Origin of the sequence: Enterobacter mori (assembly GCF_025244905.1) — a bacterium.
GTDB lineage: Bacteria > Pseudomonadota > Gammaproteobacteria > Enterobacterales > Enterobacteriaceae > Enterobacter > Enterobacter mori_A.
Window position 1 is genome coordinate 3,451,373 of record NZ_CP104285.1, and the last position, 16,483, is coordinate 3,467,855.

Below are 16,483 nucleotides of genomic sequence, written 5' to 3' on the forward strand. Positions count from 1 at the left end.
GCGCGGTTAAACGTGGAAGCTTTCGCCGCAACCACACTCGTCTTTGACGTTCGGGTTCGTGAATTTGAACCCTTCGTTCAGGCCTTCTTTGACGAAGTCCAGCTGAGTGCCGTTGAGGAATTGCAGGCTTTTGCCATCGACCACCACCTTCACGCCCTTGTCTTCAAACACGGTGTCGTCAGACGCCGGTTCATCAACAAACTCCAGTACGTAAGCCATACCAGAACAGCCGGAGGTACGTACGCCCAGTCGCAGGCCAAAGCCTTTACCACGGTTCGCCAGAAAAGAGCTTACTCGCGCGGCAGCGCTGTCGCTAAGGGTAATCGACATACTCAAACCTCAATTATTTTGCTTCACGTTTGCTTTTGTAATCCGCAATGGCGGCTTTGATCGCGTCTTCTGCCAGAATTGAGCAGTGAATTTTCACCGGTGGCAGTTCGAGTTCTTCAGCAATATCCGTGTTCTTGATTGCCTGTGCTTCGTCCAGAGACTTGCCCTTCACCCACTCGGTGACCAGGGAGCTGGACGCGATAGCAGAACCGCAGCCGTAGGTCTTGAAGCGCGCGTCTTCAATGATACCTTCATTGTTGACTTTAATCTGCAACTTCATCACGTCGCCACACGCCGGTGCGCCAACCATGCCGCTACCGACAGATTCGTCGCTGTTGTCAAATGAGCCAACGTTGCGCGGGTTCTCGTAATGATCGATGACTTTTTCGCTGTATGCCATGATTGAATTCTCCTTATGTACCGATTAGTGATGTGACCATTCAATGCTGTTCAGATCCACGCCCTGCTTGAACATTTCCCACAGCGGAGAAAGGTCGCGCAGACGGCCGATGGAGTTGCGAACCAGCTTGATGGTGTAGTCAATCTCTTCTTCGGTAGTGAAACGACCTAAAGAGAAACGGATAGAGCTATGTGCCAGCTCGTCGGTCATACCCAGCGCGCGCAGCACGTAGGATGGCTCCAGGCTTGCAGACGTACAGGCAGAACCGGAAGAAACGGCCAGGTCTTTCAGCGCCATGATCAGCGATTCGCCTTCAACATAGTTGAAGCTGACGTTGAGGATATTTGGTGCGCCCTGCTCGAGATCGCCGTTCAGATACACTTCTTCCATATCTTTCACGCCGTCCCACAGACGGTTACGCAGCGTGCGCAGGCGCGCCATCTCGGTTTCCATCTCTTCTTTCGCAATGCGGTACGCTTCGCCCATGCCCACGATCTGGTGAACAGGCAGCGTACCGGAACGCATGCCGCGCTCGTGACCGCCGCCGTGCATCTGTGCTTCGATGCGAATACGTGGCTTACGACGAACGTACAGCGCGCCGATCCCTTTCGGGCCATAGATTTTGTGGCCGGAGAAGGACATCAGGTCCACTTTCAGCTGGCTCAGGTCGATAGGCAGTTTGCCCACGCTCTGGGTCGCATCAACGTGGTAGATGATGCCGCGCGCACGGCACATTTCGCCGATGGTCGCGATGTCCTGAACAACGCCGATTTCGTTGTTAACGTGCATGATGGAGACCAGAATGGTGTCATCACGCATCGCCGCTTCGAGCTCTTTCAGGTCGATGATCCCGTTGCTCTGCGGCGCCAGGTAAGTCACGTCGAACCCTTCACGCTCCAGCTGACGGCAGGTGTCCAGCACGGCTTTGTGTTCGGTTTTGCTGGTGATGATGTGCTTGCCTTTTTTCTGATAAAAGTTGGCTGCACCTTTGATCGCCAGGTTGTCGGATTCGGTCGCACCGGAGGTGAAAACAATTTCACGCGGGTCGGCACCGACCAGGTCAGCAATCTGATTACGGGCGATATCAACCGCCTCTTCAGCATGCCAGCCAAAACGGTGTGAACGGGAAGCTGGGTTACCAAAGTTTCCGTCCAGGGTCAGACACTGCATCATTTTCTCGGCAACACGCGGGTCCACCGGCGTGGTTGCGGAGTAGTCGAGATAAATCGGTAATTTCATTGCTCTTTAAACTCCGTACATCGCTTCAATGCAAGGAATCAGGCAACCGGCTGGATGTACGACCGAGTACACGGGGCGTGACCGCCCCGGCCTGATTCTGAAATACTTATCTTTTTATTACGCGCGCAGTTTGACGTCGATAGCGTCCTGCGCGCGGGTGCTGCGTTGTGATTCATGGCTTTGCTGACGACCCGACACGTCCAGAACTTCCTGGTTATTCACCAGTTCACCCAGGGTGATATTGTTCAGGAAGCCGGTCAGACGGTCGCTCAGATCGCGCCACAGCGCGTGGGTCAGGCACTTATCGCCGCCCTGGCAGCCGCCTTTACCCTGGCAACGGGTCGCGTCAACGGATTCGTCAACGGCGCTGATCACTTCGCCAACTGCAATACTGCCCGCGTCTTTACCCAGCAGATAGCCGCCGCCTGGGCCACGAACGCTGGAAACCAGTCCATTTTTACGCAGTCTGGAGAACAGCTGTTCCAGATAAGAGAGGGAGATCCCCTGTCGTTCAGAAATATCAGCCAACGGAACCGGGCCCGCTTCGGAGTTGAGCGCAACGTCCAGCATCGCGGTCACGGCATAACGCCCTTTAGATGTCAGTCTCATGTCTTACTTAACCTCAAACTCGCCCCTGCCCGGGGTTTTTTATTGTAAAATGGGGGTATTGCATAGCAGGGCCAAGTCTGACATTCCTGACTAAAATGGTCAACTATTTACTTGACTGTTTTAGTCAGGTATTTAACCTTCTGTGCCGTTTATTGTCGGGTGGCGCTTCGCTTACCCGACCTACGGTTTTGTAGGCCGGGTAAGCGAAGCGCCACCCGGCGAACAGACGACACTACTCTTTATTCTTCTGCTCAATCGACGCCAGGATCCCGCGCAGGATGTTCAGCTCCTGGCTTTCCGGGCGCGCACGGGTAAACATACGGCGCAGCTTATTCATCACCTGTCCCGGGTGACCTTCGCGGATAAAGCCGGTTGAGAGCAGCGTCTGCTCCAGGTGACCGTAGAAGCGCTCAAGGTCGTCCACCAGCGGATAGGCGCTCTCTTCCTGAGGTTCGGTACGCTCTTTCTCCTGCGTCGCCAGCCACGCCATACGCACTTCATAGGCAATCACCTGCACCGCCATCGCCAGGTTCAGCGAGCTGTATTCCGGGTTCGCCGCGATGGCGACGTGATAGTGGCACTTCTGCAGCTCATCGTTGGTCAGGCCAACGCGCTCGCGCCCGAACACCAGCGCAACCGGTGCCTGTTCCGCTTCTGAGACACTTTTCAGGCCGCATTCGCGCGGGTCCAGCATCGGCCACGGCAACGTGCGGGAGCGCGCGCTTGTGCCGACAACGAGGCTGCAACCGGCCAGGGCTTCATCAAGGGTATCGACGATCTGGGCGTTGCCGATCACGTCGCTGGCACCGGCCGCCAGGGCGATGGCCTGCGAGTCTGGTTTCACCAGCGGGTTAACCAGCCACAGGTTCGTTAAGCCCATGGTTTTCATAGCGCGGGCAACGGAGCCCATGTTGCCGGTGTGCGATGTTTCGACCAGCACGATTCGAATGTTTTGCAGCATAATTTTAGATGTCTGGATTCTGTGTCTGAAGAATATTCGGGCATATTATCATAAACGGGAGACATAATCCGATCCCGCTGCTATACTCTGCGCCGATTTTCCTGTTCTTTAACATCCAGTGAGAGAGACCGATGCATCCGATGCTGACCATCGCCGTGCGCGCAGCGCGCAAGGCGGGTAATGTAATTGCCAAACACTACGAAACCCCAGACTCCGTAGAAACCAGCCAGAAAGGCAGCAATGATTTCGTGACTAACGTCGATAAAGCCGCAGAAGCGATTATTATCGAAACAATCCGCAAATCTTACCCACAGCACACCATCATCACCGAAGAAAGCGGTGAACATGAAGGTACCGATCAGGATGTTCAATGGGTTATCGATCCACTGGATGGCACCACCAACTTTGTCAAACGCCTGCCACACTTCTCTGTGTCTATCGCTGTACGCATTAAAGGCCGTACTGAAGTCGCCGTTGTCTACGATCCAATGCGTAACGAACTGTTCACCGCTACCCGCGGTCAGGGCGCTCAGCTGAACGGCTACCGTCTGCGCTGCAGCAACGCACGCGATCTGGACGGCACCATCCTGGCGACCGGTTTCCCGTTCAAGGCGAAACAGCACGCAACTACCTATATGAATATCCTGGGCAAACTGTTCACCGAATGCGCAGATTTCCGTCGCACCGGTTCTGCTGCGCTGGATCTGGCCTACGTTGCGACCGGTCGCGTTGACGGTTACTTCGAACTGTCACTGAAGCCGTGGGACTTTGCTGCGGGCGAGCTGATTGCACGTGAAGCAGGCGCGATCGTTTGCGACTTCACCGGCGGCCACAACTACATGACCACCGGCAACATCGTTGCAGGTAACCCACGCGTTGTTAAAGCCATGCTGGCAAACATGCGTGAAGAACTGAGCGATGCGCTGAAACGCTAATCCAGCGTGTTATGCCCGGTGGCGCTACGCTTACCGGGCCTACAAATTCCCTCAGGTACGGCTAAAAAGGCCTTAATCCCCGCCCCACCGGCACCGCGCTCATCCACATCGTTACCGCTGCCACCAGCAGAATCACCCCGCCCGCCAGCGCGAGCGTAGTCCACCCTACCTGTCGCCACAGCACCGGCGTTTTGTTGCCGCTGAGTTTCACCGCCAGCTGACGGAAGCTGTGTACCAGCAGCGCTAAAGACGAAATGGTGAGAGACGTTCCTGCCGCCATCGCCAGCGCGGACAGCATTCCCCAGCCAAACACGCCGATTACCTTACTGAACAGCAGCACCATGATCGCCCCCGAGCACGGACGCATACCCATCGAAAGCACAATCATCAGCCGCGCGCGCCAGTCGTCGCCGTTCTGTAATTGTTCCTGCGTGGGCAGATGCTGATGCCCGCATCCGCAGTTTTCATCATGAACGTGGTGCGGCGTAAAGGTCTTAAATTTCGGCTTTTGCAGCAGCACGCGCAGCTTTTTGAGCGCCCGCCAGCAGAGGATTAGCCCCAGCACGCCTACCAGCGCATAGCTCCCTTTTTCCAGCCAGAAGCTGCTCATGTGTAGCTGACGGGCAGGCAGCTGTAAGAGTGAAAGGACTATCACGACGAGCGCAATCGCCACGCCGCCCTGCAGCAGCGAGGAGGCCAGCGTCAGGCCAATGCTCGATCTCAACTTCGACGGATGGGTAGCAAGCCAGGTGGTAATGACGATTTTGCCGTGCCCCGGCCCCAGCGCGTGCAGAACGCCATAGATAAAGCTGAACGCCAGCAGGGAACCGCCCGCTTTGGTCGGGTTCTCCGCTACCGCCTTCAGCAGCCCGCTCATCTGTTGATTGACTTCACGCTGCCAGATAATGCTTTTCATCATCACCTGCGGCCAGGCCTGCCACAGCCAGAGCGAACCGCAAACGGCGAGCAGGAGAAAGAGCGCCAGCGGCCAGAGATGAAGCCAGCGACGCGGTTTTTGGTGCGAAGAGGAGATCACTGACATTGTAACGTCACCTCCTGCGCAAACTGTTTACCCAACTCCATGTCCTCCGGTGGCGCATCTTCTTTGTCGAGAGAGACCGCAAAGTTCAGCGTCTCTTCGCTGGGCTTTGGCGTGTGGACGGTAAGCTTGCAGGTTTTTTGCAGGGCAGCCGGTAACGTTACGTCGCTGTCCTCGGCATAGCTCATATCAACATAGTAAGTTGGGTCAAAGGTGGAAAAGGTGTATTTCTGCCCCGCCAGCGGCTGGGGGTGCGCCAGCGGGAGGATAAACGTCAGCACCGCCTGGTGACCGTCGCGCGTCATACCATACTCCGTGGGACGGTTAAGGAATTTTACCTTCTGCCCGTTATGCCAGAACTCGGTGAAGTAGTGCTGACCGAGCACGTTGGCCATCACTTCTGCCGCCAGCTTTTTCCAGATCTCATCGCCGGGCTTTGCGTTTCCCGCATCATAGAGCAGATCCGCCGAGGTGATTTCATCCATCGTCCAGCGCATTTTCAGGCCGCTAAGCTGCGTGCCGTCCGTCACAAGCTCGGTTTTCAGACTGATAAAACTGTGAGGATGTGCGCTGGCGGTAAAGGTGATAACCGCCAAAAATAACGCCACCGCGCTTTGTTTAACTATTTGCATCAATTCCTCACGTCAAAAATTCTGTGATGTTCCCCAGCAATCCTGAGTGAAAGGCCTGCCGGTGCGCTTTTCAGCATCCATCCTTTAGCTATTCTTATCAAACATTCACACTGGATACCCGACAGATGATGACGACGCTTGAAATTCCATCTGTGCTTTCCAGTTCGCAGCGCCGCTGCCAGGTGCTTTTAATGCTTTACCTGCCCGATGCTGCCGTCACCGCACAGAGCATAATCGCTGCCAATGGCGTGGACGACGCAATGGCACGGCAAGATATAGCCGAGACGCGCGATGAAATCCAGCGCTATCATCGGCTTGATATTGTCACGCACCTCGACGGCTGCTACCGAATTGAAGGTTCTGTCCTGAATCAGCGTTTATGCCTGCTGCACTGGCTGCGCAGGGCGCTCCGGCTTTGCCCGCAGTTCGTCTCGCACCAGTTTACTCCCGCGCTTAAAACCGCACTTAAACAGCAGGGCATCGCCCGACCACTCTATGACGACACCAACCTGCGAGCATTGATCAACTTCTGTTCGCGAAAGCTTCAGCGTCCGTTTGACTGCCGCGACGTACAGTTTTTACAGCTGTTTTTGCAATACTGTCTTATCCAGCATCATCTGGGCAATACGCCACAGTTTTCCCACGTTCAGCGCAGCTGGACGCAATCGAGAGGGGAATATTTCACGGCGCAGGAAATCGTGCGCCACTGGAAACGGCGCGTTCCGCAGGGAACGCACAGCGATGAACAGCTGTTCCTCGCGCTGCTGTTTATGATGCTGCGCACCCCCGATCCGGTTCTGGACAGACATCAGCAGGATCAACGCCTGCGTCGTACCATAGTGCGGATGATCGCGCGCTTTCGGGCCCAAACCGGGATGAATTTTAGCGATGAACAGGGGCTGACCGATCAGCTTTATATCCATCTTGCTCAGGCGTTAGATCGCTCACTGTTTGAAATCGGCATCGATAACAGCCTGCCGGAAGAGATCCATCGTCTCTATCCCCGGCTGCTACGCACCACCAAAGAGGCGCTGTTTGAGCTGGAAGCGGAGTTCGAGCTGCGTTTTTCCGATGAAGAGATGAGCCTGGTGGCGGTGATTTTTGGTGCCTGGCTGATGCAGGAGACCGACCTGCATGAAAAACAAGTTGTACTGCTGACCGGGGAAGATAAAGCATGTGAAGCGTTGATTGAGCAGCAGCTGCGCGAGCTGACGCTGTTGCCGCTCAATATTCGTTATCTGACCCTGCACGCGTTTCAGAAAGAAGGTGCTCCCCGTGAAGCGGCGCTGGTGATCACCCCTTACCCAACCGCCCTGCCGTTGTTCTCGCCGCCGCTGATCCATGCCGTTGAGACATTGAACGCGCAGCAGCAAGAACATATTCGCGCGATGCTGGAATCCTAGTTACGCGCGTGCCGTCACGTTGGGGCGAACGATCATTGCGGGTAGCGCAACGAGCGCCATCACCCAGAATACGCCGTGCCCCAGGTGCTGATACAGGAAGCCTGCAAAGACCGTCATCACGGCTATACTGCCGCCCATTGCCACCGCAGAGTAGACCGCCTGCAGCCGAATCACATCCCCACCCTCACGCGCAGAGATGTAGCGCATCGCCGCCAGGTGGCACACGGTAAAGGTACCGCAGTGCAGAATCTGCGCCACAATCAGCCACGGCAGTTCGGTCGTCCAACCCATAATTCCCCATCGTGCCACGCCGCACACGGCAGAGAGCAGCAGGAGGTCTCGCGCGCCGAAGCGACGGAACAGCTTTTTACTGAGCGCAAAGATGATCACTTCCGCCACTACGCCGAGCGACCACAGGTAGCCTACCGCAGAAGCAGAGTAGCCCGCCCCCTGCCAGTAGATGGCGCTGAACCCATAGTACGCCGCATGCGCCCCCTGAAGCAGACAGACGCATGCCAGAAAACGCCAGCTTTGTGCCACCAGGCTCCGCCAGGCTGGCCAGCCTGCGCTCTCCTGGTGACGGCTTTCACCCTGCGGCATTACCGACGGACGCAGCAGCATCCCCAGCAGCATGGAGGCAATACCCACGCTCAGTAACGCAAGGATGGCGTGATAGTCGTACAGGCTGACCAGCTTACCCACCAGCGCCGAGCCGATCACGAACGCAATCGATCCCCACAGACGCACGCGGCCATAGTCCATGGTGATCTGCTTTTGCCAGGTGTTCGCCAGGGCATCCGTCAGCGGCACCAGCGGTGAGAAGAACAGGTTGAAGCCAACCATCACCACCATCAGCCAGGCAAACTGCTGGCTCACCCAGAAGCAGGCAACAAAGACCAGAGTGAGCAGCGCAAGTATGCGCACGGCCTTGATCAGTAAGGAGGGATCGCTGACGCGCGGCGCAATCAGCAGACTGCCAAGGAAACGCGCCACCAGTCCTGCGCCAAGCAGAACGCCGATGGTCTCAGGCGTGAGACCAATTCCCTTGAGCCAGACGCTCCAGAAAGGCAGAAAAATACCGTAGCTAAAGAAGTAGGTGAAGTAGCTGAGCGCCAGCCAGCGCGTGGAATGCAAGACCATGAATCCCTCCCGAAATGGAGGCGATAGTCTGGCGTTTATCCTGCACTTTAGCAAGTCGTTAGCGCGCTATAAATTAACGATAAATTAACATCATGGACAGCCGGTCGGCGTATGGCGAGAGCGGCAAAATTGTATTACGTTTAAAGAACATCGCCTGAAGAGGTCGTTTGCCATGAACAGCTTACGTTATTTCGATTTCGGCTCCTCACGTTCTTTCCTGCTTTTGATTGCCCGTATTGCTATCGTTGTCCTGTTTATTATTTTTGGTTATCCCAAACTCACGGGGTTTAGCGGCACCGTTCAGTATATGACGTCCCTCGGCGCCCCCATGCCCATGCTGGCCGCGATTATTGCGGTGGTGATGGAGGTTCCCGCGGCAATTCTGATCGTGCTGGGCTTTTTCACCCGCCCCATCGCGGTGCTCTTTGTCTTTTATACGCTGGGAACGGCGGTGATAGGCCACCATTACTGGGATATGACCGGTGATGCGGTTGTGCCGAACATGATTAACTTCTATAAGAATGTGAGTATTGCTGGCGCGTTTATTTTGCTGGCGATTGTGGGGCCGGGTGCCATATCTCTTGACCGACGTTAGCCCATAAAAAAAAGGCCGCAAACGCGGCCTTTTTTATTTCTGCAAAGCAGTGGAATTATGCATATACCGGGAAGCGTGCGCAGATATCCAGAACTTTACCTTTGACGCGCTCGATAACCGCTTCGTCATTGATGTTGTCCAGAACGTCACACATCCAGCCAGCCAACTCTTTCACTTCCGCTTCTTTGAAGCCGCGGCGAGTCACGGCCGGAGAACCGATACGGATCCCGGAGGTCACGAACGGGCTCTTCGGATCGTTTGGCACGCTATTTTTGTTCACGGTGATGTTGGCGCGGCCCAGGGCTGCGTCCGCTTCTTTACCGGTCAGATTCTTATCAACCAGATCCAGCAGGAACAGGTGGTTCTCAGTACCGCCAGACACCACTTTGTAGCCACGTCTCAGGAACACTTCCACCATCGCTTTGGCGTTCTTAGCAACCTGCTGCTGATAAACTTTGAACTCTGGCTCCATCGCTTCTTTCAGCGCTACCGCTTTTGCCGCGATAACGTGCATCAGCGGGCCGCCCTGCGCGCTTGGGAACACGGCAGAGTTCAGTTTCTTATACAGATCTTCGTCACCGCCCTTCGCCAGGATCAGGCCACCGCGTGGACCCGCAAGGGTTTTGTGGGTGGTGGTGGTCACAACGTGAGCGTGTGGAACCGGGTTCGGGTAAACGCCTGCCGCGATCAGACCCGCAACGTGCGCCATATCAACGAACAGGTAAGCACCGATGCTGTCTGCGATTTCGCGCATTTTTGCCCAGTCAACGATACCGGAGTAAGCAGAGAAGCCACCGATGATCATCTTCGGTTTGTGCTCTTTGGCCTGCTTCGCCATGTCTTCGTAGTCAATTTTACCGGACTCATCAATACCGTAAGGGATGATGTTGTACAGTTTGCCGGAGAAGTTAACCGGGGAGCCGTGAGTCAGGTGGCCGCCCTGCGCCAGGTTCATACCCAGAACGGTATCGCCCGGCTGCAGCAGCGCGGTGTAGACCGCGAAGTTAGCCTGAGAGCCAGAGTGCGGCTGTACGTTCGCGTAGTCTGCGCCAAAGAGTTCTTTCGCACGGTCAATCGCCAGTTGCTCAACGATATCAACGTACTCGCAACCGCCGTAGTAGCGCTTGCCCGGATAACCTTCAGCGTATTTGTTGGTCAGCTGAGAACCCTGCGCCTGCATCACGCGCGGGCTGGTGTAGTTTTCGGAGGCGATCAGTTCGATGTGCTCTTCCTGACGTACTTTTTCCTGCTCCATAGCCTGCCACAGTTCGGCATCATAATCGGCAATGTTCATTTCACGCTTTAACATCCGCATCTCCTGACTCAGCTAACAAGTAAATTTTGGCCTGAAAAGGCAGTCCTGTTGGACGACGGGCAACAGTATAACTGAATAGTTCTGCGATAACAGGTCTTGACAAACGATTTTACGCAAACGTTTCCCTCCACGCCACGCAAGGGTTTGAGGAATAAAGCTCTCATCATTTTCAGCGGATTTCTTTTCAGGTTTGTGATGCATATTTTTCATCTTGCAAAGAACCATTTACAACGCAGGGTTATTTTTTATAAGATGCATTTAAAATACATCATTAAATGTGACATCAGAAGGACGCGCTCATGCTCGACGCTCAAACCATCGCTACCGTTAAATCCACCATTCCCCTGCTGGTCGAAACCGGCCCTAAACTCACCGCGCATTTCTACGATCGCATGTTCTCGCACAACCCGGAGCTCAAAGAAATTTTCAACATGAGCAACCAGCGCAACGGCGACCAGCGTGAAGCGTTGTTTAACGCCATCGCGGCGTACGCCAGCAACATTGAAAACCTGCCAGCGTTGTTGCCTGCGGTAGAAAAGATTGCGCAGAAACATACCAGCTTCCAGATCCAGCCAGAGCAGTACAATATCGTTGGCGGCCACCTGCTGGCCACGCTGGACGAAATGTTCAGCCCGGGCCAGGAAGTACTGGACGCGTGGGGTAAAGCCTACGGCGTGCTGGCGAACGTATTCATCAACCGTGAAGCGCAAATCTACAGCGAAAACGCCTGCAAAAATGGCGGCTGGGAAGGCACGCGCGCGTTCCGCATCGTTGAGAAAACACCGCGCAGCGCGCTGATTACCAGCTTTGAATTTGAGCCGGTGGACGGTAACCCCGTGGCCGACTATCAACCGGGCCAGTATCTGGGCGTGTGGCTGAAGCCTGAAGGTTTCCCGCATCAGGAAATTCGCCAGTATTCCCTCACCCGCAAACCAAACGGTAAAGGCTATCGCATTGCGGTGAAACGCGAAGATGGCGGTCAGGTCTCAACCTGGCTGCACAACGAAGCCAGCGTAGGCGATGTGGTTCATCTGGCCGCGCCGGCGGGCGATTTCTTTATGGCCGTTGACGGCAATACGCCAGTGACGCTGATCTCTGCGGGTGTGGGCCAAACGCCAATGCTGGCGATGCTCGATACGCTGGCAAAAGCAAACCATGGCGCGCAGGTTAACTGGTTCCACGCCGCAGAAAACGGCGACGTGCACGCCTTTGCGGAGGAAGTGAAAACGCTCGGGGCGCCCCTGCCGCGTTTCACCGCGCACACCTGGTATCGTCTGCCGACTGACGCAGACCGCGCAGCCGCACGCTTCGACAGCGAGGGTCTGATGAATTTGAGCCAGCATGAAGGGGCGTTTAGCACGCCGGACATGCAGTTCTACGTCTGCGGGCCGGTGGCGTTTATGCAGTATGCCGCGAAGCAGCTGGTGGAGCTGGGCGTGAACAAAGACAACATTCATTACGAATGTTTCGGGCCGCATAAGGTGCTGTAATGAAAAAGCCCCTCGTTTGAGGGGCTTTTTTTCGCCGGGTGGCGGCTGCGCCTTACCCGGCCTACAAAACCGTTGGCAATGTTAAATCGCGGCGTCGTCTTCTTCGCCGGTACGGATACGGATCACGCGCGCCACGTCAAAGACGAAGATTTTCCCGTCGCCAATTTTGCCCGTCTGCGCGGTACGGATGATGGTATCTACGCAGGTATCCACGATATCGTCGCTGACCACGATTTCAATTTTCACTTTCGGCAGAAAGTCGACCATGTACTCCGCGCCACGGTAAAGCTCGGTGTGGCCCTTCTGACGACCAAAACCCTTCACTTCCGTTACTGTCATCCCGGTGATGCCGACTTCCGCCAGCGCTTCACGTACATCATCCAGTTTGAAAGGTTTAATAATCGCATCAATCTTTTTCATGGTGGGTCCTTAAACTCTTGCCTGTAAGCTGCCTCGTAATCGATTGCTCACAGTACCATACGGCATTACTCTTTAAAATCGTTTGCTTCCAGCTCGTGGCGCGACAGCAGCTTGTAGAACTCGGTGCGGTTGCGTCCGGCCATGCGCGCCGCGTGGGTCACGTTACCCTTAGTAATCTGCAGCAGTTTGCGCAGATAGTTCAGTTCGAACTGGTTACGCGCTTCGGCAAAGGTCGGCAACGCCGTGTTTTCCCCTTCCAGCGCCTGCTCCACCAGCGCGTCGCTGATAACGGGCGACGACGTCAGCGCCACGCACTGCTCAATCACGTTGACCAGCTGGCGCACGTTGCCAGGCCACCCGGCGGTCATTAGCCTTTTCATTGCATCAGTGGAAAACGCGCGCACGAAGGGTTTATGGCGATCCGCGGACTGGCGCAGCAGATGGTTTGCTAGCAGTGGAATATCTTCCGCACGCTCGGCCAACGCAGGAATTTTCAGGTTCACCACGTTCAGGCGGTAGTAGAGATCTTCACGAAACTCGTTGCGCGCCATCACTTTTGGCAGATCCCGGTGGGTGGCTGAAATAATACGCACGTTAATGTCGATATCGCGGTTGCTGCCGAGCGGACGTACCTTTCTCTCCTGCAACACGCGGAGCAGTTTCACCTGCAACGGCGCAGGCATATCGCCAATCTCGTCGAGGAACAGCGTGCCGCCTTCCGCCGCCTGGAACAGCCCTTCCCGGCTGCTCACCGCGCCGGTGAAGGCGCCCCGAGCGTGACCAAAGAGCTCGGATTCGAGCAGTTGCTCCGGAAGCGCACCGCAGTTAATGGCGATAAACGCATTTTTACTGCGCGGGCTGGCGTTGTGGATCGCCTGCGCCAGGATCTCTTTCCCGGTACCGCTCTGGCCGTTGATCAAAACGCTGACGTCAGATTGCGCCACCATTCGCGCCTGCTCAAGCAGACGCAGCATGACAGGGCTTCGCGTCACGATGGACTCCCGCCAGGCATCATCACCAGAAGGCGCTGCATGCTCCAGCGCGCTGTCGATGGCTTTATAGAGCGCGTCTTTGTCCACCGGTTTGGTGAGGAAGCTGAACACCCCTTGCTGGGTTGCCGCGACCGCATCCGGGATCGAGCCGTGGGCGGTCAGGATGATAACCGGCATGCCGGGCTGCTGTTTTTGGATTTCGGCAAAAAGCTGCAGGCCATCCATTTCGTCCATCCGCAGGTCGCTGATCACCAGATCAATCTTCTCGCGACTGAGCACTTTCAGCCCCTCCTGCCCGCTTTCCGCCGTCACAACGCTGTAGCCTTCACTGACCAGGCGCATACCCAGCAGCTTTAACAGCCCGGGATCGTCATCGACCAGTAAGAGATGGGCAGGTTTACGGCTTGTCATGGCTTCACATCCTCTTCTTTCTGCGCGTCACCGTCCGGCGACACTGCAGAATTTCCTTTCGACGGATCGGGCAGATAGCTGCCTGCAGGTTTACGCGTCGACAGTTGCCTTTCAATATCGGTCAGATTTTCAAGCTTGCGCGTGGTGGTTTCAAGCTGGGTGCGTAGATAATTCTGCTGCTGGCGAAGCGTATCAAGTTCGCCGTCCGTTGACTGCTGTAATTTGCTGTAGCGGGAACGCTCTTCAGACAGCTGAAGCTGTAATGCCTGGCCGTCCCGCCAGAGTTGATATATCGGCCGCACCTGCGCAGGAATGTTGGCGCTGAACGTGTCCAGACGCGTGATATTCGTGCGACGCTCCACGGGCGTGATTTTGGCATCGCCAAGCAGAATGGCACGTTTAAAGGTCGCCTGCCATGCGTTGTCGCCCCACATCGTGGCTTGCGCCCGTGCCTCAACGGGTTCCAGACGCTGCGCACAATCGATGCCACGTAGCCAAAACAGCGGGTTGGTATCAACGTCATGTCCTGATAAGTGCCAGATGCCCTCGCAGGGGGTGGTCAGGAAATCCGCCAGCTGATTTTCAGGCCATTTTTCTTCCGGTTTTTCACTGATTGCGCTCTTCGGGGCATGAGTAACACACCCTGCCAGCAGTAAACACGGCAGGCTCAGACGTACGGTATTGCGGGAAAACATCGCGCGTGCGGCGCGGAAAAAAACGTGTGACATACTCACCAGACTTAGATTCATTTTATTGATTTTCCGGCTTAAGAGGCAGTTCGATACGAAAGCACACATCCGACCGTTCATCACTGACGATATTAAGTTCGCCGTGCATGCGTCGTATGCCGTCGCGGGCAATACTGAGACCCAGACCACTTCCTTTTACCGCACCTTTTCGCTGATGACTGCCCTGGAAAAAGGGTTCAAAAATCATCGTTTTTTCTTCATCCGGAATTGGGGTGCCCGTATTCGCTACATCGATAAACACCCGGGAACCCGCCCTGTAGCTTCGGATATAAATGTTACCGGATTCAGTACCATAGTGCACCGCATTGGAATAAAGATTATCCAGAACGCTCATAAACAGCATGGGCTCTGCAAGACAAGCGGGCTCGCTAAGATCGACCTGGGTATGCATCATTTTAGCTCTTGCTGGCAGGCTATGGGCGGAGATCACCATATCCACTATCGGTGCAATCTCCACATTCTCCAGTACCACTGCCCCGTCCGCCAGCTTACGGTTGTAGTCCAGCAGTTGCTCAATCAGCTTTTGCAGATTGCGGCTGCTGTCATCGAGGATCTCGACAATCTCTTTTTGCTCAGAGGTCAGCGGGCCAGCCACTTCGTCCGCCAGCAGCTCCGTGCCTTCGCGCATGCTGGCAAGCGGCGTTTTAAGTTCATGGGAAATGTGACGCAGGAACTGATGGCGCTGTGTTTCCAGCCACGCCAGACGTTCGGAAAGCCAGATGATCCGCTGACCAACTGAACGCAGCTCGCGCGGCCCGGTGAAAACAACCGTATCACCGAGAGACTTCCCCTCACCCAGACGGTTAATCATCCGCTGTATGCCCTTAACCGGACCGATAATCATGCGGGTGAACAGCAGAACCAGAGCAAGACTGACCAGGAACAGGACCAGCGCCTGCCAACCGAAGAATTGACCGCGCTCGGCGATTTCCTGTTGCAGCTGCTGACCGCGAGAAAAGATCACCGTGCGTGTAGACTGGACCATTTCCGTATTGGCATTAGCAAAAGCTTCCAGCCGCGCGGCGGCGGCGGCATCCGGGCCGCTATTTTTACACTGTAACTGAGCCAGATCGTTCAGGTCCTGACGTAATGCCTGGTAGAGTTTGTCGTCCGGCAGCACGCCCGCGTGGGCATCCAGCATTTCGCTGTAGCGTTTACGCTGATTCTGGTAAACCCGCTCCAGGGTGCGATCGTCCAGCACGCAATACTGGCGATAGCTACGCTCCATCTCCAGCGCGGCGTTAGTCATTGCTTCGCTTCGCCTTGCATCAATGAGCGTCGTGCGATTCGTCAATGCCGCCTGCGCGCTTAGCGCATTAAGACTTTGCCAGGCCTGCCACGCCAGTATCAGTAAAGGGAGCAGGATCAGCAGGAATGCCATCATGACGAGCTGTCGCAGGGAGCGAGGGAAAACAGACCAGCGTTTCAACGCATTACTCTCTTAATGGGGGTTTACGCAGAGCGTAACTGAGTCTGCCCTTCAGATACAACAAAGCCGGGTAAAAACCCGGCTTTGTTGTGGAATGAGGCGGTGCCTAACTCGACGTTTCGCCCTGTCCTGATAAAGCATCGCTATGATCAGTAGTTGGACGGCAGGCACCTTTTTGTGCGTCATTCTAAGTTTATGTAGCGCGTCCCGAAGGGGCTGACATAAGAAGGTGAATGAGCCACTGATTAATATTATGCAACAGCCGTGCCAGTTTGAAAAACAATAAATTAACATGATGAATTAAAAAGATTTTATACATTCAACCTATTACTTGTTGGCAGAATGATTTCCAGGCTAAGTGTCGCTATTTAACAACACCTTTAGACCACGATTT

The 16,483-nt window shown here is 55.3% G+C and carries 17 protein-coding genes; 4 read left to right on the forward strand and 13 right to left on the reverse strand.

The window, feature by feature from the left end:
* Positions 1-6: 6 nt before the first annotated feature.
* The 5 genes from iscA to trmJ all read right to left on the reverse strand — a co-directional run bounded on the left by iscA (position 7) and on the right by trmJ (position 3,539).
* Complete coding sequence (gene iscA / locus N2K86_RS16210; RefSeq protein WP_003860659.1) at positions 7-330, reverse strand: iron-sulfur cluster assembly protein IscA; 324 nt, start codon at positions 328-330, stop codon at positions 7-9.
* A 13-nt stretch (positions 331-343) separates the two neighbouring features.
* Positions 344-730 carry a Fe-S cluster assembly scaffold IscU gene (iscU, locus tag N2K86_RS16215; RefSeq protein WP_003860661.1) on the reverse strand — a complete coding sequence of 129 codons (387 nt, stop codon included), beginning with the start codon at positions 728-730 and terminating at the stop codon, positions 344-346.
* A gap of 24 nt (positions 731-754) precedes the next feature.
* Entirely contained in the window at positions 755-1,969 is a 1,215-nt protein-coding gene (gene iscS, locus N2K86_RS16220; protein ID WP_020883022.1) for a cysteine desulfurase, read from the reverse strand.
* A 117-nt stretch (positions 1,970-2,086) separates the two neighbouring features.
* Positions 2,087-2,578, reverse strand: a complete 492-nt coding sequence (iscR, locus tag N2K86_RS16225) for a Fe-S cluster assembly transcriptional regulator IscR (RefSeq protein ID WP_089597799.1) — start codon at positions 2,576-2,578, stop codon at positions 2,087-2,089.
* 232 nt (positions 2,579-2,810) lie between these two features.
* The gene (trmJ, locus tag N2K86_RS16230) at positions 2,811-3,539 is read right to left on the reverse strand and encodes a tRNA (cytosine(32)/uridine(32)-2'-O)-methyltransferase TrmJ (RefSeq protein WP_010434012.1); all 729 of its coding nucleotides are present in this window, start codon (positions 3,537-3,539) and stop codon (positions 2,811-2,813) included.
* 131 nt (positions 3,540-3,670) lie between these two features.
* Between trmJ and suhB the strand changes: the two genes are divergently transcribed.
* Complete coding sequence (gene suhB / locus N2K86_RS16235) at positions 3,671-4,474, forward strand: inositol-1-monophosphatase (RefSeq protein WP_010434013.1); 804 nt, start codon at positions 3,671-3,673, stop codon at positions 4,472-4,474.
* A gap of 61 nt (positions 4,475-4,535) precedes the next feature.
* Here suhB and N2K86_RS16240 read toward each other — a convergent pair whose 3' ends face one another.
* Entirely contained in the window at positions 4,536-5,516 is a 981-nt protein-coding gene (locus N2K86_RS16240; RefSeq protein ID WP_260659290.1) for a nickel/cobalt transporter, read from the reverse strand.
* Complete coding sequence (locus N2K86_RS16245) at positions 5,507-6,145, reverse strand: DUF1007 family protein (RefSeq protein ID WP_260659291.1); 639 nt, start codon at positions 6,143-6,145, stop codon at positions 5,507-5,509. Before N2K86_RS16245 ends, N2K86_RS16240 begins: the two co-directional genes overlap by 10 nt.
* 125 nt (positions 6,146-6,270) lie before the next feature.
* Here N2K86_RS16245 and csiE point away from each other — a divergent pair, with 125 nt between their 5' ends.
* Positions 6,271-7,548 (forward strand): stationary phase inducible protein CsiE, encoded by a 1,278-nt coding sequence (csiE, locus tag N2K86_RS16250; protein ID WP_260659292.1) that lies wholly within the window; start codon positions 6,271-6,273, stop codon positions 7,546-7,548.
* Here the strand turns inward: csiE and N2K86_RS16255 are convergent, their stop codons facing one another.
* Positions 7,549-8,688 (reverse strand): 3-phenylpropionate MFS transporter, encoded by a 1,140-nt coding sequence (locus tag N2K86_RS16255; RefSeq protein ID WP_260659293.1) that lies wholly within the window; start codon positions 8,686-8,688, stop codon positions 7,549-7,551.
* A gap of 172 nt (positions 8,689-8,860) precedes the next feature.
* Here N2K86_RS16255 and N2K86_RS16260 point away from each other — a divergent pair, with 172 nt between their 5' ends.
* Entirely contained in the window at positions 8,861-9,283 is a 423-nt protein-coding gene (locus N2K86_RS16260; protein WP_032653045.1) for a DoxX family protein, read from the forward strand.
* Positions 9,284-9,338: 55 nt separating this feature from the next.
* On the opposite strand, the gene glyA is transcribed toward N2K86_RS16260, so the two are convergent.
* Positions 9,339-10,592 (reverse strand): serine hydroxymethyltransferase, encoded by a 1,254-nt coding sequence (gene glyA, locus N2K86_RS16265; RefSeq protein ID WP_260659294.1) that lies wholly within the window; start codon positions 10,590-10,592, stop codon positions 9,339-9,341.
* Between the two features lie 305 nt (positions 10,593-10,897).
* Between glyA and hmpA the strand changes: the two genes are divergently transcribed.
* Positions 10,898-12,088, forward strand: a complete 1,191-nt coding sequence (gene hmpA, locus N2K86_RS16270) for an NO-inducible flavohemoprotein (protein ID WP_260659295.1) — start codon at positions 10,898-10,900, stop codon at positions 12,086-12,088.
* Between the two features lie 81 nt (positions 12,089-12,169).
* On the opposite strand, the gene glnB is transcribed toward hmpA, so the two are convergent.
* From glnB to qseE, 4 genes are all read right to left on the reverse strand, one after another.
* Positions 12,170-12,508: a nitrogen regulatory protein P-II gene (glnB, locus tag N2K86_RS16275; protein ID WP_003860685.1), complete on the reverse strand. Its 339-nt coding sequence runs from the start codon at positions 12,506-12,508 to the stop codon at positions 12,170-12,172.
* A gap of 65 nt (positions 12,509-12,573) precedes the next feature.
* Positions 12,574-13,911, reverse strand: coding sequence for a two-component system response regulator GlrR (gene glrR, locus N2K86_RS16280; protein WP_238459963.1), 1,338 nt, complete (start codon positions 13,909-13,911; stop codon positions 12,574-12,576).
* Positions 13,908-14,660: a two-component system QseEF-associated lipoprotein QseG gene (qseG, locus tag N2K86_RS16285; protein ID WP_260659296.1), complete on the reverse strand. Its 753-nt coding sequence runs from the start codon at positions 14,658-14,660 to the stop codon at positions 13,908-13,910. Before qseG ends, glrR begins: the two co-directional genes overlap by 4 nt.
* 1 nt (position 14,661) lies before the next feature.
* Positions 14,662-16,089 carry a two component system sensor histidine kinase QseE/GlrK gene (gene qseE, locus N2K86_RS16290; RefSeq protein ID WP_108416744.1) on the reverse strand — a complete coding sequence of 476 codons (1,428 nt, stop codon included), beginning with the start codon at positions 16,087-16,089 and terminating at the stop codon, positions 14,662-14,664.
* Between the last annotated feature and the right edge of the window lie 394 nt (positions 16,090-16,483).